This is a genomic window from Flavobacterium sp. AK-345, from assembly GCF_058310175.1.
In genome coordinates, this window is record NZ_JBZEER010000010.1 from 145,391 (window position 1) to 170,195 (window position 24,805).

Below are 24,805 nucleotides of genomic sequence, written 5' to 3' on the forward strand. Positions count from 1 at the left end.
CATTGACAAATAATATTAAAGAAACAAAAATGAAAGAATTAAGCGTAAATCATTTATTAGGAATTAAATACATCAACGAGAATGATATTAACCTAATTTTTGAAACGGCAGATCATTTTAAAGAAGTCATTAACAGACCCATTAAAAAAGTTCCTTCATTACGAGATATTACCATTGCCAATATATTTTTTGAAAACAGTACCAGAACAAAACTTTCGTTTGAGTTAGCCCAAAAAAGATTGTCTGCAGATGTTATTAGTTTTTCTGCCGCACAATCTTCGGTTAAAAAAGGAGAAACTTTAATTGATACTGTTAACAATATCCTTTCCATGAAGGTTGACATGGTTGTAATGCGCCACTCCAATCCCGGAGCGGCTTATTTTTTATCTAAAAATGTCAAAGCCAGTATTGTAAATGCAGGAGACGGAGCACATGAACATCCAACTCAGGCTTTGTTAGACAGTTATTCTATCAGAGAAAAATTGGGCGATGTTGCCGGAAAAAAAGTAGTTATTGTAGGTGATATTCTGCACTCGCGTGTAGCGCTTTCGAACATATATGCTTTGCAAATGCAAGGCGCCGAAGTTAAAGTTTGCGGACCAAAAACACTGATTCCGAGATATATTGAATCACTTGGTGTTACGGTTGAACCAAACTTGCGAAAAGCATTAGAATGGTGCGACGTTGCCAATATGCTTCGTGTACAAAACGAACGTATGGATGTGAATTTCTTTCCTTCAACAAGAGAATACGCTCAGCAATACGGAGTAGATAAACCACTTTTGGATTCTCTTGGAAAAGAAATCGTAATCATGCACCCGGGACCAATAAACAGGGGAGTAGAGATTACTTCTGAAGTGGCAGATTCTGATCATTCTGTAATTCTAAATCAGGTAGAAAACGGAGTAGCAATTAGAATGGCAGTAATTTATCTTTTGGCGTCGAAAATTCAGTAAAGATTTATTTGTTTCAAGTTTCAGTTTTAACTTTGTCCCGTATTGAATTACAGATGTCATCCTGAGCGTCCCGAAGCTTCGGGAGAAGGCTTGTAAGTTAAAAAGGGCTTCTCCCGAAGCTTCGGGACGCTCAGCCTGACACTTGAAACTTGAAACCTGAAACAAAACAGAACAAAAAACAAAAACTAAAAAAACTTCGTACCTTAGCTTAAGAAATCAATTTTTATACTAGCCTCAAAATTATAAAATGAAAGTAGATCAAAAAGGACATACCGTTACGATAAAAGATACTCAGGGAGATTTTAAATCTTTTCTGGAAAAAGTAACGCAGCAATTTAAAACCTTTGAAAAACAAAATGTTATAATTGATTTATCAGCTGATGATAAATTGACCGAAAGTGATGTGAAACTTTTTTTACCACTTTCGAAACAACAAAAAAAAGCAAAAAAATCCTTTATTATTGTAGTTTCTGATCTTGATTTTAATGCTATTTCTGATAAATTGGCCGTGGTTCCTTCACTTTTAGAAGCACACGATATTATCGAAATGGAAGAAATAGAGAGAGACTTAGGATTTTAAGATTGGTTAATTGTTTATTTGTTTAACTGTTTAATCGATTTTAGCTGGGCTGAAATTTATCCGATTAATCGATTTTCTACTTTAACAATTATCCGATTAAACAAATAAACAATTAAACGAATAAACAAAACATTGAAGCTCACGATACTTGGCTGTTATGCAGCAACTCCCAGAACAATTACCAACCCGACTTCGCAGGTTTTAGAAATTAAGAACAGATTGTTTTTAATTGATTGTGGCGAAGGAACTCAGGTACAATTGCGTAAAAACAAGATTAAATTCTCAAAAATTAATCACATTTTTATTTCGCATTTGCATGGGGATCACTTTTTTGGATTAATAGGAACTATTTCGACTTTTGCACTTTTAGGCAGAACTGCAGATCTTCATATTTACGGACCAAAAGGCGTTAAGGAAATTATTACTTTACAACTGCGATTATCAAATTCCTGGACGACTTATGATTTGTTTTTTCATGAACTGGAATCAGACAAAAGTGAAGTAATTTTTGAAGATAACAGAGTGATTGTAAAAACGATTCCGCTCAAACATCGCGTTTATACCAACGGATTTTTATTTCAGGAAAAACCTGCAGAAAGAAAACTAAATGTCGATGCCGTTCAGCAATACGAAATCCACACGGCTTATTATCAAAAAATAAAAAACGGAGGAAATGTTACCCTTGATGACGGAACTGTAATTGAAAACGAAAAGTTATCATTTGATCCAATTGCGCCAATGAGTTACGCATTTTGTTCTGATACAGTTTACAACGAGGCTGTAATTCCAATTATAGAAAATGTAGATGTTTTATACCACGAATCTACTTTTTTAGAATCAGAAGCTCCTTTGGCACTAAAAACATTGCATTCAACCGCAAAAGAAGCTGCAACAATCGCGCTTAAAGCAAATGCAAAACAACTTATTTTAGGACATTATTCTACAAGATATGATGGAATTGAACGTTTTAAAGATGAGGCAGAAACTATTTTCCCAAATGTACTTTTGGGTGATGACGGAAGAAGTTTTGAATTCTAAGATGCTAAGGTTCTGAGGTGCTAAGTGACTAAGTTTTTGAGTTGCTATCCCAAGGCTTCGGTACAAAAATCTAAAATAAAAATATAACCTTTAGTATTTTAGACAATCCAAAGGAAATCTAAAATCTAAAGTCAACAATCTAAAATCTAAAGTCATGAACGATTTAAGCAATTATAGAAAATCATACGAGAAAAGCGAATTATTAGAAACTAATATACCCGAAGATCCAATTAATCTTTTTAACAGATGGTTTCATGAAGTAGAAGATTTTGGTGCAAACGGAGAAGTAAACGCCATGACAGTCTCTACAATTGGTTTGGATGGATTTCCAAAATCGAGAGTGGTTCTGTTAAAGAAATTCTCAGAAGAAGGTTTTATTTTTTACACCAATTATAATTCTGAAAAAGGAAAAGCAATTGCAGCGAACCCACATGTTTGTTTGTCTTTTTTTTGGCAGGAAATGGAGCGTCAGGTAATTATTAAAGGAATTGCTCAAAGAACTTCTGAAAACATATCTGACGGTTATTTTGATTCTCGTCCTGATGGAAGTAAATTAGGCGCAATAGTTTCCAACCAGAGCGAAGTAATTCCGTCCAGAACTTTTTTAGAAGAAAATCTAAAGAAATTAGAAACAGAATTTGAAGGAAAACCAATTCCGCGACCGGATAATTGGGGAGGCTTTTTAGTAACTCCTTTAGAAGTTGAATTTTGGCAGGGAAGACCGAACAGGTTGCATGACAGAATTCGTTATCAAAGCCAGTCTGATTTTTCATGGAAAATCGAGCGCTTATCCTCTTAATTGTAAGAAAAATATATTAAACTTAGTTAAAAACATGTATTTCATCGATTATTTTTGTAGTTTACCGATAAATTAAATAGGTTTGAATCAGAATTAGGAATTTATCACATAATAAATATAAAGCATTTGCCCCAACATTTACTTTAGAATTAAACTACCATTTTGATTATGAAAAAGATTATGTGCATCATGACGTTCGTTGTAATTTTTATTACAATGAACTCATGTACTGCAGACACTGCCGAGGCAACTCAAGATAGTAGCACGACAACAGAAACTCTGATAACTAGCTATAGTTACAATGATTCGGAGTTGGAAACCATGAAATTAATAAACGATTATAGAGTAAGCATTGGCTTAAATCCTTTGGAAAGAATCAATCATATTTCTTATAAATGTGAAGAACATAATAAATATATGATAGCAAATAATGTCATGAATCATAATGATTTTGTGGCACGTTCTGAGAATATCATTGAATTATTAGGCGCAAAAAAAGTGGGTGAAAATGTTGCTTATGGCTACCAAACATCTGCTGCTGTTTTAAAAGGCTGGTTAGAAAGTGCAGGGCACAAAGAAAACATCGAAGGAGATTATACTCATTTTGGCTTGGCGGTAACGACAGACGCTTCGGGTAAAAAATATTACACAAATATATTTGCTAAAATATAAAGATTTATTGGACTGGTTTTTTAGTTAGTCGTTGTAGCTCTTTGTTGAGTTACAACGATTTTTTTTGTAGAAAAAGCTGTCTTGGCCAAAGACAGCTTTTTAATTTTTTACACTTGTTTTTTTGTTATAATGCAGTGATAATAAATTCACTTCGTCTATTGGCCTGATGCTGCTCTTCGGTGCATATTACATTGTCTGAACATTGGTTAACAAGCTGAGTTTCTCCAAATCCTTTTCCGGTCAGCCTGTTTGCATTAATTCCATTTTTAATTAACCAGTCAATTGTTGATTTTGCTCTTCGGTTAGACAAAGCTTCATTGTATTTATGTGTTTGTCGGCTATCTGTATGCGAGCGAATATCAAGTTTCATTGTAGGATGGCTATCCAATACATCGAGTATTTTCTCCAAATCAATAGCTGCTTCTGTGCGAATATCGGATTTGTCCAGATCAAAATAAATCATTTTTATTCCAAAACATTTACCCAGATCATCTCCAATTGTGACTTTGCATTTTGATTTATCTAAGGCTATTGGCAAACTTGTTTTTCCGGATACCTTTTCAATAGTAATACTAACTTCTTTTGTGGCGTAATCTACTTTTTCGGCTCTGACATTATAAGTTTTCCCACATTCTACAGGAAAGATATAAAAGCCGGCAGCATCAGAAAGAATAGTATTTTTCATTACTTGATTTTCATATAAAGTAACTTTTGTACGCGGTAATATTATTCCTGATTCTGCATCTGTAATAATTCCGTTTAATTCCTGAATACATTGAAGTTTTCGGGTTTCCAGGAATTTGTAGATATCATCAGAACCATGTCCGCCCACTTTGTTAGAACTAAAATAACCTTTTCGGGAAACCGGATCAATTATATAAGCAAAATCATCTTTTGGAGAATTGACATCTGCACCAATATTTTGTATTTCACCTATGGTCCCGTCATCTTCGATTTCGCCCACATAAACATCCAATCCACCAAGTCCCGGCCGACCATCGGAGGAGAAGTAGATTTCTTTTTCATTGGTTACAAAAGGAAATGTTTCCTTCCCTTCAGTATTAATTGTTGGCCCTAAATTTTGTGGAGAACCATAACCTCCGTCGTTATCATTTATGGCTACCCTGAAAATATCAGACTGTCCTAACGTTCCAGGCATATCAGATGAAAAATATAGTGTTTTTTCATCCGGACTAAGTGCAGGATGTGCCGTACTATAATTGTCACTTGTAAAAGGTAAGGCGGTTATATTTGTCCACTTGTCGTTTTCAAGAGTAGCTTTGTAAAGCTTTACTAATGTAGTATTGTTTTCGTTCTTTCCTTTTTTTCCATTTATGTAGTTATTTCTTGTAAAATAAACTGTTTTTCCATCTTTTGTAAAAACAGGAGTGGCATCATGAAATTTAGAATTTAATGAAGATTTGAATTTTTTTACTTTAGCAGAATCAACATCAGACACATACAGATTAGTGAAATATTCACCAGTCCAGGTATGTTTTCGTTTAGAAAAATTTCCGGTATCTCTTGCTGAGGTAAAGTATAATTTCTTATTGTAAACAAAAGCACCATAATCTGAATATTTAGAATTGATACCTGCATCTTCAATTTTATAACGTCCCGAATTTTCTTTTATCAAATCCATATAATTTGGATTTTCTTTGTAGAGTTTACCGCGAGTATCGTTTTCAAATTTAGAAGTAAATTCATTCATCATTTTATCAGCTTTATCAATTTGCCCTGTTGCTCTTAAAGATTGGGCATATCTGTAATAATATTCAGGTTCAATATTTGTATTCATGGCAAATAATTCGCCATACCATTTTGCTGCACCTTCAAATTCTGAATTAAAATAATAGGAATCTCCCAGTTTTCTAAACATATCTTCAGATTTGTATCCTTTAAGTGCTACTTTCTCATAAGTTTTTATCACATCGATATAAGCATAGGTGTCGTAATCTTTGTTGGCTGCCTTTATTTTTGCCTGCTGGGCATTGCCCTCTAATGCAACAAAACTAAAAATGGTTATGTAAAAGAGTATAAAATTTTTCATAATAAATATTTTTAGAAGAAACGGGGGCTGGTTATCTTGTTGTTCTTTTTGATAAACTCATATCTAATAAATATCTCATGCGATCCTGAATTATAGTTGTTCAGGTTCGTAGTTTCACGATCGTAACCATATCCTATATAAAGACCGTCTGTGATCTGAAATCCGGCCATGGCACTTACAGAAGCACTCCATCTATAGGCAACGCCAAGCACAAATTTATCTATAAACATAAAATTGGCGGATACATCAACTTGCAGGGGTGCACCTTCTACCATTTTGGCCAAAACTGCCGGTTTAAATTTAATGTACTGATACTTATCAAGATCAAATACATAACCTCCCATTAAATAATAATTGATTTTATCTTTGTAAATAGCGATGTCATTATCATCATAACGATTGGTTTCGATAAAGTTAGGAACAGATAATCCGATATAAGCCTTATCAGAATGCCAATAAACTCCGGCTCCAACATTGGGAGAAAATTTATTGTCAAGATCCTGAAATTGTGGATCTCCCTGATCTTCCGGATTTAATTTACTGATATCCAGATTGAATAAATTAGCTGTTCCCTTGATACCAAAAGAAAGTTTAAAATCAGCAGATGTCTGAACCGTGTAAGAGAGATCTACAGAGAAGCTATTCTCATTTGTAGGCCCTATTTTATCGTTAACCAAAGAAAGTCCAATTCCTAAATTAGAATTGTTTATAGGTGTGTTGGCAGAAAAACTACTGGTTTCCGGTGCCCCGTCTAGTCCAACCCATTGCGTACGATACAACCCGAAAATGCTTAACGCTCCGCGAGAACCCGCATACGCAGGGTTAATATTTATGGTATTATACATGTATTGTGTAAACTGCGCATCTTGCTGTGCAAAACTTACAAAGGATACAAACATTATGACTAAGGATGGTAATTTTGCTCTCATAGTAGATGTTTATTAAATTACTATTGATTTTTTTTGGAAGTAAAAACCTAAGATTAAACTGCAGATTACATACTCAAAAATACGGATTTTTTTTATTAAATATATTTAAAACTCGTATAAAAGTTTGTTATACAGTTGATTATCTTTTTTTTTACTTCGATAAATATAAAAACCCATCTTTTTTATTTGATTGAATTATATTATTCCCGTCTAGAGATTTATAATTAATGATATAAAAATAAGTTCCTGTTGGCAACCCTTCTGATTGTTTAAAAGTTGTTCTGCCTCTGGAAGTTCCGTCGAATGCATTCGTTGTGTTATTGTAATTAACAGTTTCGAATACTAATATTCCCCATCGATTATAAATTTCAACTGTATTTTCAGGATAACATGTCAGGTCATCAATACTGTCAATTTTAAAAGCATCGTTTATTCCATCTCCGTTAGGAGAAAAAGCGTTGTGTATTATGACATTTCCACAAGCTAAAACTTGACAATCATTATTGATCTCCATATTTAGAATAATGCTTCGTGGACAAATTTCATCGGTAATTTGATATTCTAACAAATAATTGCCCAATGCCAGACCAAACGGATTGAAGATGTTGCCTTGCAATGCATTGCTGTTATTTTTATCAATCCAATTTCCGGTTGCAGTTGTGTTTACCGGCAAGAGTGCCAATAAATTAATAAGACTGGAATCGTCGGCGCAAGCCTCACTTGATATAGTAGTTACTTCATTTGGAGAACTTGGCTGTGTAATAATTACTGTTGCTGTTGCAGAACAAGTTTGGTTTTCATTAACAGGAAAAGAAGCTGTTAAGCTATATGTTCCGGCTGGTAAATTAGAATTTCCAACAATTTCATTTTCTTCGTTTGTAATAACAACAGTTGAACCTGCTGTATTTGTAACCAGAATTGAACCGTTGTCTCCGCCAAAACAAGTAACAGCAGAAGCAATTCCTGAAACTGAAATTTTATTTTCTACAGTAAACGTTTGTACTAAATCGGTTTTATTACCTGCACAATCCATCAAAGTATAGGTTCTGGTCAGGATATAAGCATTTCCTTCGCAACCAGAAGCTCCATTATTAGTATCATTAATCGTAATAGTTACATTTTGACTGCAGTTATCAGCGGCATCTATTATGTCTTGTGAATTTGCTAACGGAATATCTGTAATACTTTGTAAACCTGAAACATCTGCAGGAGCAGTTCCTGTTGGCGGAGTTGTATCTCTTACTGTAATAATTTGTGTAAATGAAGTCGTGTTTCCGGCACAATCACTTGTTGTCCATTGACGTGTCAAAGTATAATTAGAAGCACATTCATTTTGAATATCACTTTTAATTTCAGAAAATACAACTGGTAAACCTAAATTGCAATTATCTGCAACATTCATTTCAGCTGGTTCAGGAACGGCATCGCAAGAAACCGTAACATCAGTTGGAAGATCTCCGCTAAATATTGGTTTTGTAGTATCCTGAATCGTAATTACCTGAGTAAAAGTATCAGAAACATTTCCGCAATCGTCGGTAACTGTCCATGTATTGGTATACGTTCCCGCATTCGAACAAGAACCTGAAGCTATAAACTGTCCGTTGGTTTTTACAATATTCAAAACATCGGCATCGCATAAATCTGAAGCTGTTGGAAATAACGCTTGCGCGGATGCCAAAGCAGTTAAGTCGCTGCATTCTAAAGTTAAGTCTAATTCATTAGCAGTTGTTGTCCATGTTGGTTTTGTAGTATCTTCAATTGTAATCACTTGGAAAAAAATATCAGAAACATTTCCGCAATCATCTGTAACTGTCCATGTATTGGTATACGTTCCTGCATTCGAACAAGAACCTGAAGCTATAAACTGTCCGCTGATTTTTACGACATTCAAAACATCGGCATCGCATAAATCAGAAGCTGTTGGAAATAACGCTTGCGCGGAAGCCAAAGCAGATAAATCACTGCATTCTAAAGTTGCATCCAAAGAATTTACCTGACTTGTCCATGTTGGTTTTGTAGTATCCTGAATCGTAATTACCTGAGTAAAAGTATCCGAAACATTTCCGCAATCGTCGGTAACTGTCCATGTATTGGTATACGTTCCTGCATTCGAACAAGAACCTGAAGCTATAAACTGTCCGCTGGTTTTTACAACATTCAAAACATCGGCATCACATAAATCAGAAGCTGTTGGAAATAACGCTTGCGCGGAAGCCAAAGCAGATAAATCACTGCATTCTAAAGTTGCATCTAAAGAAGCGGTTTGTGTTGTCCATGTTGGTTTTGTAGTGTCCTGAATAGTAATTACTTGGGCAAAAGTATCAGAAACATTTCCGCAATCGTCGGTAACTGTCCATGAATTGGTATACGTTCCCGCATTCGAACAAGAACCTGAAGCTACAAATTGTCCGCTGATTTTTACAACATTCAAAACATCGGCATCGCATAAATCAGAAGCAGTTGGGAATAACGCTTGCGCGGAAGCCAAAGCAGATAAATCACTGCATTCTAAAGTCGCATCTAAAGAAGCGATTTGTGTTGTCCATGTTGGTTTTGTAGTATCTTCAATTGTTATCACTTGGAAAAAAATATCAGAAACATTTCCGCAATCATCTGTAACTGTCCATGTATTGGTATACGTTCCTGCATTCGAACAAGAACCTGAAGCTATAAACTGTCCGCTGATTTTTACGACATTCAAAACATCGGCATCGCATAAATCAGAAGCTGTTGGAAATAACGCTTGCGCGGAAGCCAAAGCAGATAAATCGCTGCATTCTAAAGTTGCATCCAAAGAAGCGGTTTGTGTAGTCCATGTTGGTTTTGTAGTATCCTGAATTGTAATTATTTGGGTAAAAGTATCCGAGATATTTCCGCAATCATCCGTAACTGTCCAAGTATTGGTATACGTTCCTGCATTCGAACAAGAACCTGAAGCTATAAACTGCCCGCTGGTTTTTACAACATTCAAAACATCAGCATCGCATAAATCAGAAGCCGTTGGAAATAACGCTTGTGCGGAAGCCAAAGCTGATAAATCACTGCATTCCAAAGTTGCATCTAAAGAACCTGTTTGCGTAGTCCATGTTGGTTTTGTAGTATCCTGAATCGTAATTACCTGAGTAAAAGTATCAGAAATATTTCCGCAATCATCTGTAACGGTCCATGTATTGGTATATGTTCCCGCATTCGAACAAGAACCTGAAGCTACAAACTGTCCGCTGGTTTTTGCCACATTCAAAACATCTGCATCACATAAATCAGAAGCTGTTGGGAATAATGCTTGCGCGGAAGCCAAAGCTGTTAGATCGCTGCATTCTAAAGTTGCATCTAAAGAATTTACCTGACTTGTCCATGTTGGTTTTGTAGTATCTTCAATTGTTATCACTTGGAAAAAAATATCAGAAACATTTCCGCAATCATCCGTAACGGTCCATGTATTGGTATAGGTACCCGCATTCGAACAAGAACCTGAAGCTATAAACTGTCCGCTGGTTTTTACAACATTCAAAACATCAGCATCACACAAATCAGAAGCTGTTGGAAATAGTGCCTGCGCGGATGCCAAAGCAGATAAATCACTACATTCTAAAGTTGCATCTAAAGAATTTACCTGACTTGTCCATGTTGGTTTTGTAGTATCTTCAATTGTAATTACTTGCGTGAAAGTAATAGACGCATTCAAACATACATCATTTGCAATCCACGTATTAGTGTAAGTTCCAGAATTGACACAAGAACCTGCAACAAAAATTCCGCTGGTTTTAGTGTACGTTACAGTTCCTCCACAATTATCGGTCGCAACCGGAGCTTGGTTTTGAGCTGTAGAAAGTCCCGCAGCATCACTGCATTGCAAAGTTACGTTTAATGCATTTGAAGCTGTTGTCCAGGTTGGCGCAGTATTATCAATAATTGTTATCACTTGTGTAAAAGTGGTAGAAGTATTCAAACATACATCATTGGCAACCCATGTATTAGTATAAGTTCCGGAATTAACACAAGAACCTGCAACAAAAATTCCGCTGGTTTTAGTGTAAGTTACAGTTCCTCCGCAATTATCGGTCGCAACCGGAGCTTGATTTTGAGCGTTTGAAATTCCTGCAGCATCACTGCATTGTAAAGTTACGTTCAATGCATTTGAAGCTGTTGTCCAGGTTGGAGGGGTATTGTCAATAATTGTTATCACTTGCGTAAAAGTGGTAGAAGTATTCAGACATACGTCATTGGCAACCCATGTATTGGTATAAGTTCCGGAATTAGCACAAGAGCCTGCAACAAAAATTCCGCTGGTTTTAGTGTAAGTTACAGTTCCTCCGCAATTATCGGTAGCAACCGGAGCTTGATTTTGAGCGTTTGAAATCCCTATAACATCACTGCATTGCAAAGTTATATTTAATGCATTTGAAGTTGTTGTCCAGATTGGCGCAGAAGTATCCTGAATTGTAATTATCTGAGTGAAAGTAGTTGAGCTATTCAAACAGGCATCATTGGCAACCCATGTATTGGTGTAAGTTCCGGAATTAGCACAAGAGCCTGCAACAAAGTTTCCGCTAGTTTTAGTATAAGTTACTGTAGAACAATTATCAGCTGCTATTGGCGCTTGGTTTTGCGCTGTTGCCAATCCAGCTGTGTCACTGCACTCAAGTGTTACATCAAGAGAAGCAGCTGGAGTTGTCCAGATTGGCGCTGTAGTATCTACAACATTTATAGTTTGACTTACCGGAAGCGATATATTATTGCAGGCATCTTTTGCTGTCCAGGTTCTGGTAATAGAGTATGTGCCGGTACAAGATCCGGGTGTATTTACATCTACATATGTTAATGAGGTTACTGTACCACTATTATCACTGGCTGTAGCCTGAGTAAACACAGGTAAATCCGGACAATTAACTGTAGAATTAGCTGGTAGCGGATCAATAATTGGCTTAATTAGATCTCCGCTTGTTATAGTCACAGAAAGCTGTTTAGTACAACTGTTACTATCTGTAACCGTAACAGTATAAGTTCCTGGTAATACATTTTGCAAATCTTTAGTTGTTGCACCTGTATTCCATAAGTAAGTGTAGGCCGGAGTTCCTCCTGTTGCTGTCAACGTTATAGTCGATGTACCTCCGCTACAACCCACATTAGTATGAGATTCACTTAACATCAATTCTGTTGGCTCAATTATCTGGAGTGTATATGAATTTGATATATTTTGTGAGTCCGTAACAGTTAATTTTGCCGTGTTATTCGAAGTCGTATAAGTATACGTTGGATTTGGTAAAGTTGAATCTGGTAAACCACCATTGTTTTGGAAATCCCAGGCGTAGGTGTAGGGTGTTTTACCTCCATTGGTTGTAGAGATAAAAGTAACTGTTGTGTTTGCTCCAACTTTACAAGCCTTGTAAGTAAATTGAACAGCTAATGGTTTAGAGATAATAAACGAATTTGTAAAATCACATTGTGAGTTTGTAAAACTGCCACATTGATAATTTGGACCAGGATCATTATTACTGTTCGTTTTCCATGCTATTATGGTATTGGTAAGACCTAATTCTTCACCGCAAGTCCAGTTAAATGGCCCGTACAATAACTTTTTGTTACTTCCCGGAACAATAGTTCCAAGCAATACATTCAAAAAAGTTGTAACTCCGTTTATAGTCAAATCAGAATTTAACCGTGCAAAGTGTATACTTGAATTTGAATTCGAAGAATAATTAAGGTAAATATATACCTGTTGCACTTGCCCAATAGTACAGGTAGTATTTGTTATTGGATCTCCATTTACATTAGAAAGACTTAAATATACATCTGTCAAAGTGTAATTGTTGGAGGTGCAGTCAAAACCGCATGTTCTCAAATCTACTTGTGAAAACGAAAAGTGGATATTAAATAGTAAAAGCAACGTTATGAAAACGCTCTTAACATTAATATTTTTAAAAAAAGAAGTAATGTTTTTCATAATCTCTATTTTTTAAACATTATTATTTTATTGAGATTTTTTATTTTTTTAATCAATATGTTTTTGATTAAAATTATCCGGCGATAAAATAATTTGATATCAAATATTTTTCGTTAGTTAAAAGGCGTATACAGTAATTTTGATATCAAATTATATATTGTTTTAATCAAATTATTTAGGATTTGATTAAGTACAAGGGTTTTTAAGTGTTTGTTTTTAAACTAAAAATTTATGCCCTTAAAGTTTTAAGTGTCAGTCGAAAACCGGTATTGTCTGAAATCAGGAAATGAGCATTTTTATAAGATGGAATGCTTCTGATGTTTCCCTGATTTTCAATCAAAATAGCATCAAAAGAAGCTGTTGGTGAAAATGAAATATGCAAGAGAGGAAAAATGTTTTTTTGATAAATCACTTTTTTGAAAGAAAAAATAGACTTACAATTTTTTACAAATTTGACCGCGGTTCTAAGAGTAATTTTTGTTCTCATAACTTAAGATTTTGTTTTGCATTATTTATAAAAAATTAACATAATCAAAGGTATATAGTCAGTTTATTTTTGATTTTTTTTATCCGTAACTAACCTAAAAACTCGTTGAAACGTTCTTTTTTTGTTAAATATGGATCAAAAAACGATTTTTTTTTGTCATTTGTAACAATTAAAAAAGTACGAATTTTTACTTTTTTGCCCAAATCTGTAAAAAAATAAAACAACATAACTGCTTATAAATCAATTATTTAGTTAATTTATTACGTATATCGTCATAATCGACTAAGTGATGGTTTTAAAGGATGAAGTACATAAAATGAAAAAAAACATATTCAGCTATTTTGTAAAATTTTGAATATTATGCATTTCATATTCTTGTTAAAATTTTCTTTAAATGTTAACAGAATTAAAAAAAAGAGAACTATTACAATTTCTTTTGTAAATTAGAACTTAATAAAAAAGTAACTTCAATTTTGATGTTTATAAATCCTTGCACATATGAAAAATTTAATATTGATACGACATGCAAAATCAAGCTGGGAAGCTCCTTTAAAGGATTTTGACAGACCTTTAATGAAAAGAGGAATTTTAGATGCTCATGAAGTATCAACTCATATTTCAAAATATCTCCCTAAAACCTATATAATCTGGAGCAGTACTGCAGCACGCGCGTCTGAAACGGCTCTTATCTTTGCTCAAAATATATCTTATCCTATAGAAAGTATCGTTTATAAAGATGATCTTTATACTTTTGACGATAAACAACTCGAAAAAGTTATCAAATCATGTGATAATAGTTTCGAAAGCGTTATTCTTTTCGGACATAACGAGGCTATTACAAATTTTGTTAATAAATTTGGGGATGTTTTTATTGAAAATGTACCTACTTCCGGATTTGTATCACTTAAATTTGATGCCGAAGCCTGGGATGCAATTCATAAAGGCAAAACCCAAAAAACAATTTTCCCCAAAGATTTAAAATAAATAAAGTGTACGAGCAGAAATATATCGATAGAGAAAAAAGTTGGTTAGCGTTTAATGCAAGAGTGCTTCAGGAAGCAGCAGACAACACAGTTCCACTTTTAGACAGGTTGCGTTTTGTTGGAATTTTTTCAAACAATTTAGATGAATTTTTTAGAGTTCGCTATGCCGCAATCCGGAGATTGAGTCTTTCTGGAATTTCAGGTGAAAAATATTTAGGAGGTGTTTCTGCCCACCAATTAATTAAGGATATTACAGAAATAGTAATTCAGCAGCAATCTGAAAGTTTACGTATTTTAGGAAATATCGAATCTGAACTCGAAGCCGAAAATATATTTATTATCAACGAAAATCAGGTTACAGAAAAACAGGAATGTTTTTTAAAGGACTTTTATATGCAGAAATTGAGTCCCGAATTGGTGACCATTATTTTGAATGACCTTGCAGAATTTCCTATTTTAAAAGATACTTTAGGATATCTGGCGGTGCGTTTGGAACTCAACAACGATGAAGTTCGCTATGCTGTTATTGAAATTCCCAAAACAATCAACAGATTTGTTGTTCTTCCATCAGAAGATGATAAACAATATGTTATCTTAATTGATGATGTAATTCGGCTTAAACTGAAAAACATCTTCAATATTTTCGATTATAAAACCGTTTCGGCACACATGATCAAAATTACTCGTGATGCGCAGTTGGATATCGACAGCGATTTGAGTAAAAGTATGCTTGAAAAAATTGCTACTTCTGTAAAAGACAGACGAATAGGAGAACCCGTTCGTTTTATTTATGATAGTTTAATTGAAGATGATACGCTGCATTTTTTCTTAGATAAAATGAAAATTGTCGAAACAGACAGTATAATTCCGGGAGGAAGATATCACAATCGTCGTGATTATATGGATTTTCCAAATTTAGGGCGCTACGATTTACTTTATAAAGCAAATGAGCCTTTACCAGTTCCGGGATTAAGCCTTGATGGAAGTATTTTAGAGAAAATCAATAAAAAAGATTATTTACTAAACGCTCCATATCAGTCTTTTTCATACATAACTAAATTTTTGCGTGAAGCAGCTTTAGACCCAAAAGTGACGAGTATAAAAATCACCTTGTATCGTTTGGCAAAAAATTCGCAAATTATTAGTTCGTTGATAAATGCCGCAAAAAACGGAAAAAAAGTAACGGTTCAAATCGAACTTCAGGCACGTTTTGATGAAGCTTCGAATATTTCGTATGCCGAACAAATGCAAACCGAAGGAATCAATTTAATTTTCGGAATAAAAGGGTTGAAGGTACACAGTAAAATTTGTGTTATCGAAAGAGCAGAAGAAGGTAAAAGTCGTCGTTACGGATTTATTTCAACAGGAAACTTTAACGAATCAACAGCCAAAATTTATACCGACGTAACGCTTTTAACCTGTCATCAGGGAATTTTGAAAGACATTTCTAAGATCTTCGAATTTTTTGATATCAATTACAGAGTTCACCGATATAAGCATCTAATAGTTTCTCCGCATTACACAAGAACCAAATTTGTAAAACTGATAGACCGTGAAATTTTGCACGCTTTAGCAGGTAGAAAAACGCATATAAAACTGAAGATGAATAGTTTGTCGGACTTTAAAATGATCGATAAATTATATGAAGCAAGTAATGCCGGAGTAAAAATTCAGCTGCAGGTAAGAGGAATTTGCTCTCTGATTCCGGGAATTCCGGGAATGAGCGAAAACATCGAAGCCATAAGTATTGTCGACAATTATCTTGAACATTCAAGAGTTTATATTTTTGGAAACGCCGGTTTAACTGAAGTTTACATTTCATCTGCCGATTTCATGACTCGAAATCTCGATGGAAGAGTTGAGGTAACCTGCCCAATTTATGACCTTGAAATTAAAAAAGAATTAATTGACAATTTTAATATTGGATGGAAAGGGAATGTGAAAGTGAGATATCATTCCTATAAATTAGATAATAAATATAAGCCCAGAAATCATCATGCCCCATTTAGAGCTCAATTGGAAACCTATAAATATTATCAGAATAAAATCTCGGTACTAGAAGCGGTTACTCAAAAAGTAAATTAATAAAACAAATTCAAATCATAAGTGAGCATGATTAATATAAAGAAATATGCAGCAATAGATATCGGTTCAAATGCCATGAGGCTTCTGATATCCAATGTTGTAGAACAAGATGGCAGAGAACCGCAATTTAATAAAAGTTCACTTGTTCGTGTACCAATTCGTTTGGGACAAGACGCCTTTACAGTTGGAGAAATTTCAGAAGAAAATATAGATCGAATGGTTGATGCCATGAAAGCATTCAATCTTTTGATGAAAGTACATAAAGTCGAACGTTATATGGCGTTTGCAACTTCGGCAATGCGTGAAGCTTACAATGCCAAAGAAGTTGTGGCATTAATCAAGAAAAAAGCCGATATTAAAATCGAAATCATTGATGGTAAAAAAGAAGCCGCTATAATTGCTTCTACAGATCTGCATCATTTACTTAAAACAGATGAAACTTATTTATTTGTAGATGTAGGTGGTGGAAGTACAGAATTTACGCTTTTCTCTGACGGAAAAATGATTACTTCAAGATCGTTTAAAGCAGGAACGGTTCGTTTATTAAACAATATGGTACATGATGTGGTTTGGGATGAAATCGAAAAATGGATTAAAACCAATACTGCAGATTATGAAGAAGTAACACTGATTGGTTCTGGCGGAAACATTAACAAATTGTTTAAAATGTCTGGAAAACAGCAGGAAAAACCGCTTTCATATATTTATATCAATTCACAATACGCATTTTTAAACTCGTTAACGTACGAACAAAGAATCGCCGAATTAGGTTTAAACTCTGATCGTGCCGACGTAATTATCCACGCCACTCGTATTTATCTTAATGCAATGAAATGGAGTGGAGCACGCCAAATTTTTGTTCCTAAAATCGGACTTTCTGACGGAATCGTAAAAGCAATGTATTACGGGAAAATATAATTTTTGAGCCACGAATTTCACGAATTTTTACTAATTATTTTTTAAGATTTAGAATAAAAAATCCGTGAAATTCGTGGCAACCTTTTAACTTATATAAAATGAATAAAACCAGACTCGAAGCCTTTAGTGATGGTGTTTTAGCAATTATTATTACCATTATGATTTTAGAAATCAAAGTGCCTCACGGACATGAGTTTGCCGATTTAAAACCACTTATTCCGAAGTTTTTGAGTTATATTTTAAGTTTTATTTACGTTGGGATTTACTGGAATAACCATCATTATTTACTTCACGGTTTATCCAAAGTAAATGCGAAAATAATGTGGGCAAACCTTCATTTATTATTTTGGCTGTCGCTAATTCCCGTAGCTACAGGCTGGATGGGAGAACATAATTTTGCAAAAGCAGCAATGGCATTTTACGGAATCATTTTATTACTTTCTGCAATTGCTTATGTAATTCTGCAAAAAACAGTTTTAGATGTCGAAGGAAAAAATTCTGCATTGGCAAAAGCTTTGGGGAAAGATTTAAAAGGAAAAGCTTCTGCAGTTTTATATACTGTTGGAATTATAGCTTCGTTTTACAACGAATGGATTTCCGGCGCAGCGTATTTTATTGTGGCAATGTCGTGGCTTATTCCCGATAAAAGAATTGAGAAGGCTTTTAGTAAATAGATTTCAGAATAAATATTTAGCCACGAATTCACGAATTTTTTGTTCTCAAATTAGCATAAATAATTCGTGAATTCGTGGCTAAAAATAATAGTTAGAAAGCCGGATGGATATTAGTGTTTTCAAATTTTAATATTTTTTTAAATGAAATCTATTTTTCAATCCATTCAGGTTTTACCACAAGATGAATTAGATCAGTTAGACGATTTAATTACTTTTAGAAAACTTAAAAAAGGAGAACTTTTATTGACAGAAAATCAGGTTTGTAACGAAATTGTTTTTATCAAAAAAGGAATTTTACGTTCGTATTTTTTCAATCATCAAGGCGATGAAATTACCAATTGTTTTGCTTTTGAAAATGAATTTATGGCTTCGTTTTCCAGTTTTATAACCCAGGAAGTAGCCGAAGAAAGTATTCAGGCTCTCGCTAATACGGAATTACAGATTATCAGTCGCGAAAGTTTAGAGAAACTTTATAAATCAGGAATTCATTGGCAGGAGATTGGAAGAAAATTAACAGAAATGGAATACGTAACGCTTCAAAAAAGAATGATTTCTTTTCAGAAATTATCCGGAAAACAGCGTTATGAAGAACTATATCAACACCATCAAAAATATATTCAGTTAATTCCACTTCAATATCTGGCTTCTTATCTGGGCGTTACGCCAAGACATTTAAGCCGCATTCGAAAAGCGATTTTATAGGACATTTGTCCGGTACCTTTTTTCATGCTAATAGTATTTTTGTAAAAACGTAAAACATGAAAAAAATACTGATTATAAACGGACATCCAAATCCTGCAAGTTTTAACTTTGGTATTGCAGATTCTTACCAAAAGGGCGCCATAACTTCGGGTGCGCAAGTAGAAACAATTACAATTGCTGAATTAGAATTCAACCCCAATTTAAAATTTGGTTACCAAAAACGAACCGAATTAGAACCGGATTTACTAGATGCATGGCAAAAGATTCAAAATGCTGATCATTTGGTTTGGATTCATCCCGTTTGGTGGGGCGGGCTTCCGGCAATTACAAAAGGATTTATAGATCGATTATTTTTACCGGGAATGGCGTTTCAATATCGCGAAAATTCAGTTTGGTGGGATAAACTCATAAAAGGAAAAACAGCGCATATTATCACAACTTTAGATCAGCCAGGCTGGTATTACAGATTGTTTTTTGGAAGACCGAGTGTAAATCAATTGAAGAAATCAACCTTGGAATTCTGTGGAGTAAAGCCCGTAAAAGTAACCTACATCGGAATCATAAAAACGGCCAACGATTCTCAAAGAGATAAATGGCTGCAAAAAGTCTATAATTTGGGATTAAGAAATAAATAAAGCAGAAAAAAAAATCTTAAGTATGTAAATCCAATCCAAATGTAGAACGTAAAAGTTCAATGTTTGGGTTGATTTCCAATAATCGATTGTATCTGTCCTGATCGCTAAAAGTTCTTTTGGTTTGTACAGCTTCATTTACAATAATTTCAATCGTAATATCATGATTGTGTAAATGTCCTTTTAAATGCCCTAAAAGCCCATTAATTTGACTTTCAAAATCTAATTTAGAACCTTCGTTTGGTAATTCAAGCGTAATCACCGTTCCGTTCAAAGTTGGGTCGTTAATCAGTAATAACGATTCCATAATTTTCAAACCTTTTTCACCCAGACGCTGTGCATATTTGTTCCAATGCAATAACATTTCGGTTTCTGTAAATTCCTCAGTTGGTAAAACAGATGAAGGTTTTACATACGATTTACTGCTTTCTTCCATCGCTTTTTTCGCGCGAATACTGGCTAGAGAAAAAGCAGAAACCTTAGAGGTACCATTTACTTCAGCTCTTGGAGTTTCAGGAGTTTCAACTTTTGGACTTTCAGTTTTTACTTCAATATTAGAATTTCCATTTTGATTGACATTGCCATTCTCTCCAGTATTTGGAATTTGGCTTTTATTAGTTGGAATTTCAGCATTCGAAATTTCATTTCCCTCATTTGGAATTTGGGATTTATTTTTTGGAATTTCAACTATAGAATATCCACCATTTTTAAAATAAGTGGGAGGAATTATGTATTGCTCAACTTTTTTTTTTCTCCATCAAAATTGATAGAGGCCAATTGCATCAAACATAATTCAACTAAAAGGCGCTGATTCTGACTTAATTTGTATTTTAAATCGCAGTCGTTGGCAATATCAATTCCTTTCAATAAAAACTCTTGCGAACATTTTTGAGCTTGTACACCGTACATTTGCTGTGCTTGTTCACCCACTTCAAGCAAACTTAAAGTAGCAGGAGTTTTGCTAACTAATAAATCTCTGAAATGCGAAGCCAATCCGGCAATAAAATGATGTCCGTCGAAACCTTTTGAAAGAATTTCGTTATAAGCCATCAAAAGATCCGGGATTTTATTTTCTAAAAGTAAATCGGTGATACTAATATAAGTTTCGTAATCTAAAACGTTTAGGTTTTCGGTTACGGCCTGACGTGTTAAGTTGGTTCCGCAATAAGAAACAACACGGTCAAAAATCGATAAAGCGTCACGCATGGCACCATCGGCTTTTTGAGCGATAATGTGCAATGCATCGTCTTCAAAATTGATTCCCTGACTTGCAGCAACTTCAGCCAGATGTTCTTTAGCGTCTTTTACCGTAATTCTCTTGAAATCAAATATCTGACAACGAGATAAAATCGTTGGAATAATTTTGTGTTTCTCCGTCGTAGCTAAAATGAAAATAGCATGTTTTGGCGGTTCTTCTAATGTTTTCAAAAAAGCATTAAAAGCGGCCGAAGACAACATATGAACCTCGTCAATAATATAAACTTTGTATTGCCCGGTTTGTGGTGGGATTCGAACCTGATCAATCAGGCTACGAATATCATCAACTGAGTTATTTGAAGCTGCATCTAACTCAAAAACGTTAAAAGCAAAATCTTCATTTGGATCATCATATCCCGGCTGGTTTATTTTACGAGCCAAAATACGCGCGCAGGTTGTTTTTCCAACACCACGCGGTCCGGTGAATAAAAGGGCAGAAGCAAGGTGATTGCTTTCTATGGCGTTCAGCAAAGTGTTGGTAATGGCTTTCTGACCCACAACATCCTTAAAGGTTTGCGGACGATATTTACGAGCCGATACTACAAATTGTTCCATATTCTATTTTATTCGATAGCAAATATAGTCTGAAAATTACCAAATCACAAATCTGAAATCAACAAATCTGAAAGGGATTTTTAAGTGTTTTGAATATGAGAAAGTAACCGTTAATTTTAAAATTGAACCCTTAAAAAATTAAGAAAAATTAGGGATTATTTCCTGTAAAAAATGGTATTTTTAAGAATAGCTAATTTTGGATTTATCCTCAAAACTTATTTTATGAGAAAGTTAAAATTACAAATGAACATGACTCTTGACGGATTTGTTGGAGATAGTAAAAGTAAAAATGAAGAAGTTGCCTACGCCAATTTGTTTGTAAAAACCCCAAAAATCATTTTCAGTAAAACATTAAAAAATTTTGAAGGCGAAAATACTTCAATCGAAAAAGGCAATTTAAAAAAAGCGATATCACAATTAAAAGCTGAACCCGGAAAAGATATAATGGTTTATGGCGGTGCAAGATTTGTTTTGTCTTTAATAGAACAAAATTTGATAGACGAATTACATTTGTTTGTTCATCCTGTAGCGATTGGAAATGGTTTACCCATTTTTGGTAAAAAATCTAAGTTTGAATTAGAAAAATCGGAGAGTTATAGTAATGGGATTGTGCTTCATTTGTATAAAAGTTTTTGAATTGTGAATTTATAAGGATTTATTTATAAGGATTTCGAATTCTTTTAAGATAAAGCACTATTTTGATCAATAGATAATGAATAAAAATAAAGAAAAGTAATATGAATAAACTAAATAAAAAAGAAGCGTTAAATAGTGTTTATAAATCTGTATTAAGTATGATCCCCTATGCGGGGACTGCCTTGACAGAATTGGTTTTTGAATATAATGGAAGATTAAAACAAAATAGATTGAATAAATTTGTAGAATTATTGTCTGATGGTTTTACCAATAATAAAGAAATTGATATTGATAATATAAACACAGAAAATTTTAATGATCTTTTTGAAGCAGTATTAAAGAGAGTATATCTAACAAAATCTGAGTTAAAATTAAAAAGGTTTAAAGATATATTATTAAAAGAATTAAGATATCCAACAAATGAAAGTGAATTAACAGATATATATCTGGATTTAATAACAAGTTTATCTGAAGATGAGTTGGGAATCTTATACAATCATAGGAATTTTGATAGAAACTATAATGATGAAATAAAGAAAATGAATGAACTAAGTGATAGATTATTTATCGCAAGAGAAAACAAGAAAAAAGAGACTATTGTTATTGGTGAGTCAAAATACTCAGAAATAATCAACAATTCAGAGGACGAAATTAAGGCTATAAAAAATAAACATGACAAATTTTTAAAATATAGAAAATCAGAATTTTATAATATAAATGATAATAAATTCATGTTTTACAAACAAAGACTTTACTCAAAAGCTTTATTAATTGATACTGGAGTTGGTGCAATTGGAACAAATTCATTTGAAATTATGACTATAACAGAATTTGGAATAGAATTCATTAATTTTATAAAAACCAATGAATAAGTAAGCAAGAATTATTTAGTGGGAAAATAAAACTAATTCGTTGCTAACTTATATTAAATCATGTCAAAACACTTCTTTCTTTTCTTCTTATTACTAATGTTTTCAAATCTTTCAGCACAAAAAATGAATTCAAAAACTCAAAATCAATTCCTAAAAATTACAAATCAATTTTCTGTGGAAGATTTTGAAAAGGTTAAAAGTTTCATTCTAAAAGAAGGAAATCAAAAGACTTATAGAAATTTGATAACAACAATCCATACTACGATTTTAAGAAATTTGCAGCTTATTTGGCTTCAGACATTGGGCAGCAAAATATTAACAATGACCCAAAAGTATCTGATTTTAATAGATTGACTTTAAAAGATGAAGATCAATATTATGAAATTATTATCGTAAGAAATGGAGATATTAAGGCAAAGAAAAAAGGAATTGTAAACGGGATGCTGGAAAATGAAGTTTACCTGACAGATTATGGCAGAAATGATTTAGATAAAATTCCGAATCAATTAATTATCTATTTTGATAACATGCTGAAACTTATAAAATAAAATCCTTATCATAGAAAAAATATAAAATTGTAAGATTATTATGTAATATTTGGTATTTTAATTCGTTTAACTTTATTAGTAAATAACTAAAAAATATCGATTATGAAGATTAAATCAGTTTTATTAGGAATGGGTCTTGCTGTTTCATTTGTAGCTTGCGGACCAAAAGATGCGGATATTCAAAAAGAAATCAGTGCCAAATTAAGTGACAGACCAGAAGTACAAGTTACTGTAGAAAAAGGTGTTGCGACTATTTCGGGTATTTGTAAAGATGATGCATTCAAACAAGAAGTTGCAAATTCTATAAAAGAAATAAAAGGAGTAAAATCTGTAGTGAACAACTGCCAGATCGTAGCTCCTCAGGAAACTGCTGCTGCAGCTGTTATCATTAGTCCGGATACTGAATTGGATAAATCATTACATAAAGTGATCGAATCTTACGATGGTGTGAGTGCAACTGTTGTGGGCGGTGTAGTAACGCTTAAAGGAGAAATTAAAAGAAGCCAATTGCCAAACCTAATCAAAAGTGTACAGGAATTGAAACCTAAAAAAGTTGATAACAAGTTAATTATTAAATAAGAAGCCATGAGTTTACAAGATAAATATAAAGAGTTAACGGATTTGGCGACTAATTTAGGAGTTTCAAATTTGCAGGTAAGAGATCAGGATAATGTTTTGTACATTGATGGTACGGCAAAATCTGCAGATGATAAAGAAAAACTTTGGAGTGCTTACGGAAAAATTGATCCCGATTTTAGAGCTGGAGATTTGGTTATGAATATTGAAGTTACCGAAGGAGCAACAACAGATTATACTGTTGTAAGCGGAGATTCTCTTTCGAAAATAGGAAAAGCTCACGGCGTTTCCTGGCAAACCATTTACGAAGCCAATAAAAATATTATTAAAAACCCTGATGTTATTCAGCCGGGTTGGAAATTAAAAATACCAACTGCATAATTTACTTTGTGTGTTGTGTTTAAAAGTCTGTCATTTTTTATGATGGACTTTTTTGCTTAAAAATGGCACACGGATGACGCGGATTTTGACGGATTTTTCTTTTTTTTGTCCTTGCGAGGAACGAAGCAATCTCACTTGCTTAATCAATTGTTAGTGAGGTTGCTTCCTTCGCCGCAATGACTTAGATTGTGGTTACTTTGTGAAAACAGTTCCTGAAAAATTACCTCCCCTTAATACTCAAATCGAATAAAAACTTTGAAGTCTCCAGATCAGAGCCTGCGGAGAAACCTGCTACATAAACGCCTTTTTTGCCTGATGTTGATTTAATTCCGTATACAACTGCCTCATCGCCCGGGTCCGATTCCCCTTCGTATCGATACACATGAACAATTTCAAATTTTTCGGGATTTTTTTTAATCATGTCTGAATTTGAGTTCAGATTAAAATCACATGTAAATCCTTTTTCATTCAATTGATCTAAAGCCTTTGAGACAGTTGCGTAATGATACATTTTAGCCATAATAAATGAAT

23 protein-coding genes are annotated in these 24,805 nt (G+C 33.8%); 16 read left to right on the top strand and 7 right to left on the bottom strand.

Going from position 1 to position 24,805, the window contains the following annotated elements; translation table 11 throughout:
• Positions 1-29 precede the first annotated feature (29 nt).
• From AC4FQ3_RS17525 to AC4FQ3_RS17545, 5 genes are all read left to right on the top strand, one after another.
• On the top strand, positions 30-956 hold the full coding sequence (locus AC4FQ3_RS17525; protein ID WP_029273654.1) for an aspartate carbamoyltransferase catalytic subunit: 927 nt from the start codon (positions 30-32) through the stop codon (positions 954-956).
• A 247-nt stretch (positions 957-1,203) separates the two neighbouring features.
• Positions 1,204-1,536, top strand: a complete 333-nt coding sequence (locus tag AC4FQ3_RS17530; RefSeq protein ID WP_491182688.1) for a ribonuclease Z — start codon at positions 1,204-1,206, stop codon at positions 1,534-1,536.
• A gap of 132 nt (positions 1,537-1,668) precedes the next feature.
• Positions 1,669-2,574 (top strand): ribonuclease Z, encoded by a 906-nt coding sequence (locus AC4FQ3_RS17535; RefSeq protein WP_491182689.1) that lies wholly within the window; start codon positions 1,669-1,671, stop codon positions 2,572-2,574.
• A 154-nt stretch (positions 2,575-2,728) separates the two neighbouring features.
• Positions 2,729-3,373 carry a pyridoxamine 5'-phosphate oxidase gene (gene pdxH / locus AC4FQ3_RS17540; RefSeq protein ID WP_491182690.1) on the top strand — a complete coding sequence of 215 codons (645 nt, stop codon included), beginning with the start codon at positions 2,729-2,731 and terminating at the stop codon, positions 3,371-3,373.
• A 189-nt stretch (positions 3,374-3,562) separates the two neighbouring features.
• Positions 3,563-4,045, top strand: coding sequence for a CAP domain-containing protein (locus AC4FQ3_RS17545; protein WP_491182691.1), 483 nt, complete (start codon positions 3,563-3,565; stop codon positions 4,043-4,045).
• 124 nt (positions 4,046-4,169) lie between these two features.
• Here the strand turns inward: AC4FQ3_RS17545 and AC4FQ3_RS17550 are convergent, their stop codons facing one another.
• The 4 genes from AC4FQ3_RS17550 to AC4FQ3_RS17565 form a co-directional block, all read right to left on the bottom strand.
• On the bottom strand, positions 4,170-6,095 hold the full coding sequence (locus AC4FQ3_RS17550) for an OmpA family protein (protein WP_491182692.1): 1,926 nt from the start codon (positions 6,093-6,095) through the stop codon (positions 4,170-4,172).
• A gap of 11 nt (positions 6,096-6,106) precedes the next feature.
• Positions 6,107-7,024 (bottom strand): PorP/SprF family type IX secretion system membrane protein, encoded by a 918-nt coding sequence (locus tag AC4FQ3_RS17555; RefSeq protein ID WP_073395079.1) that lies wholly within the window; start codon positions 7,022-7,024, stop codon positions 6,107-6,109.
• Between the two features lie 151 nt (positions 7,025-7,175).
• Positions 7,176-12,968, bottom strand: coding sequence for an HYR-like domain-containing protein (locus tag AC4FQ3_RS17560; RefSeq protein ID WP_491182693.1), 5,793 nt, complete (start codon positions 12,966-12,968; stop codon positions 7,176-7,178).
• A 229-nt stretch (positions 12,969-13,197) separates the two neighbouring features.
• A complete protein-coding gene (locus AC4FQ3_RS17565) occupies positions 13,198-13,455 on the bottom strand; it encodes a hypothetical protein (protein WP_491182694.1) in 258 nt (85 codons plus the stop codon).
• 498 nt (positions 13,456-13,953) lie between these two features.
• On the opposite strand from AC4FQ3_RS17565, the gene AC4FQ3_RS17570 reads away from it, so the two are divergent.
• The 6 genes from AC4FQ3_RS17570 to AC4FQ3_RS17595 all read left to right on the top strand — a co-directional run bounded on the left by AC4FQ3_RS17570 (position 13,954) and on the right by AC4FQ3_RS17595 (position 19,452).
• Entirely contained in the window at positions 13,954-14,439 is a 486-nt protein-coding gene (locus AC4FQ3_RS17570) for a SixA phosphatase family protein (protein WP_042565006.1), read from the top strand.
• A 5-nt stretch (positions 14,440-14,444) separates the two neighbouring features.
• Positions 14,445-16,523, top strand: coding sequence for a polyphosphate kinase 1 (gene ppk1, locus AC4FQ3_RS17575; protein ID WP_491182695.1), 2,079 nt, complete (start codon positions 14,445-14,447; stop codon positions 16,521-16,523).
• A gap of 27 nt (positions 16,524-16,550) precedes the next feature.
• Positions 16,551-17,441 (top strand): Ppx/GppA phosphatase family protein, encoded by an 891-nt coding sequence (locus AC4FQ3_RS17580; protein ID WP_491182696.1) that lies wholly within the window; start codon positions 16,551-16,553, stop codon positions 17,439-17,441.
• Between the two features lie 98 nt (positions 17,442-17,539).
• Positions 17,540-18,115: a TMEM175 family protein gene (locus tag AC4FQ3_RS17585; RefSeq protein ID WP_463460430.1), complete on the top strand. Its 576-nt coding sequence runs from the start codon at positions 17,540-17,542 to the stop codon at positions 18,113-18,115.
• Between the two features lie 141 nt (positions 18,116-18,256).
• Positions 18,257-18,817, top strand: a complete 561-nt coding sequence (locus AC4FQ3_RS17590) for a Crp/Fnr family transcriptional regulator (RefSeq protein ID WP_491182697.1) — start codon at positions 18,257-18,259, stop codon at positions 18,815-18,817.
• 56 nt (positions 18,818-18,873) lie between these two features.
• Entirely contained in the window at positions 18,874-19,452 is a 579-nt protein-coding gene (locus AC4FQ3_RS17595; protein ID WP_491182698.1) for an NAD(P)H-dependent oxidoreductase, read from the top strand.
• Positions 19,453-19,468: 16 nt separating this feature from the next.
• Here AC4FQ3_RS17595 and AC4FQ3_RS17600 read toward each other — a convergent pair whose 3' ends face one another.
• Both AC4FQ3_RS17600 and dnaX read right to left on the bottom strand, forming a co-directional pair.
• Positions 19,469-19,885 (bottom strand): DUF8439 domain-containing protein, encoded by a 417-nt coding sequence (locus AC4FQ3_RS17600; RefSeq protein ID WP_471733142.1) that lies wholly within the window; start codon positions 19,883-19,885, stop codon positions 19,469-19,471.
• A gap of 290 nt (positions 19,886-20,175) precedes the next feature.
• Positions 20,176-21,261, bottom strand: coding sequence for a DNA polymerase III subunit gamma/tau (dnaX, locus tag AC4FQ3_RS17605; RefSeq protein WP_042564999.1), 1,086 nt, complete (start codon positions 21,259-21,261; stop codon positions 20,176-20,178).
• A 222-nt stretch (positions 21,262-21,483) separates the two neighbouring features.
• Here dnaX and AC4FQ3_RS17610 point away from each other — a divergent pair, with 222 nt between their 5' ends.
• From AC4FQ3_RS17610 to AC4FQ3_RS17630, 5 genes are all read left to right on the top strand, one after another.
• Positions 21,484-21,897 (top strand): dihydrofolate reductase family protein, encoded by a 414-nt coding sequence (locus AC4FQ3_RS17610; protein ID WP_491182699.1) that lies wholly within the window; start codon positions 21,484-21,486, stop codon positions 21,895-21,897.
• A gap of 101 nt (positions 21,898-21,998) precedes the next feature.
• Positions 21,999-22,769, top strand: a complete 771-nt coding sequence (locus AC4FQ3_RS17615; RefSeq protein ID WP_491182700.1) for a hypothetical protein — start codon at positions 21,999-22,001, stop codon at positions 22,767-22,769.
• A gap of 287 nt (positions 22,770-23,056) precedes the next feature.
• Positions 23,057-23,317 carry a hypothetical protein gene (locus AC4FQ3_RS17620; RefSeq protein WP_491182701.1) on the top strand — a complete coding sequence of 87 codons (261 nt, stop codon included), beginning with the start codon at positions 23,057-23,059 and terminating at the stop codon, positions 23,315-23,317.
• Positions 23,318-23,419: 102 nt separating this feature from the next.
• The gene (locus AC4FQ3_RS17625; protein ID WP_491182702.1) at positions 23,420-23,896 is read left to right on the top strand and encodes a BON domain-containing protein; all 477 of its coding nucleotides are present in this window, start codon (positions 23,420-23,422) and stop codon (positions 23,894-23,896) included.
• A 6-nt stretch (positions 23,897-23,902) separates the two neighbouring features.
• Positions 23,903-24,274, top strand: a complete 372-nt coding sequence (locus AC4FQ3_RS17630; protein WP_491182703.1) for a LysM peptidoglycan-binding domain-containing protein — start codon at positions 23,903-23,905, stop codon at positions 24,272-24,274.
• Positions 24,275-24,494: 220 nt separating this feature from the next.
• On the opposite strand, the gene AC4FQ3_RS17635 is transcribed toward AC4FQ3_RS17630, so the two are convergent.
• The gene (locus AC4FQ3_RS17635; RefSeq protein WP_073395067.1) at positions 24,495-24,794 is read right to left on the bottom strand and encodes an SH3 domain-containing protein; all 300 of its coding nucleotides are present in this window, start codon (positions 24,792-24,794) and stop codon (positions 24,495-24,497) included.
• Positions 24,795-24,805: the final 11 nt, after the last annotated feature.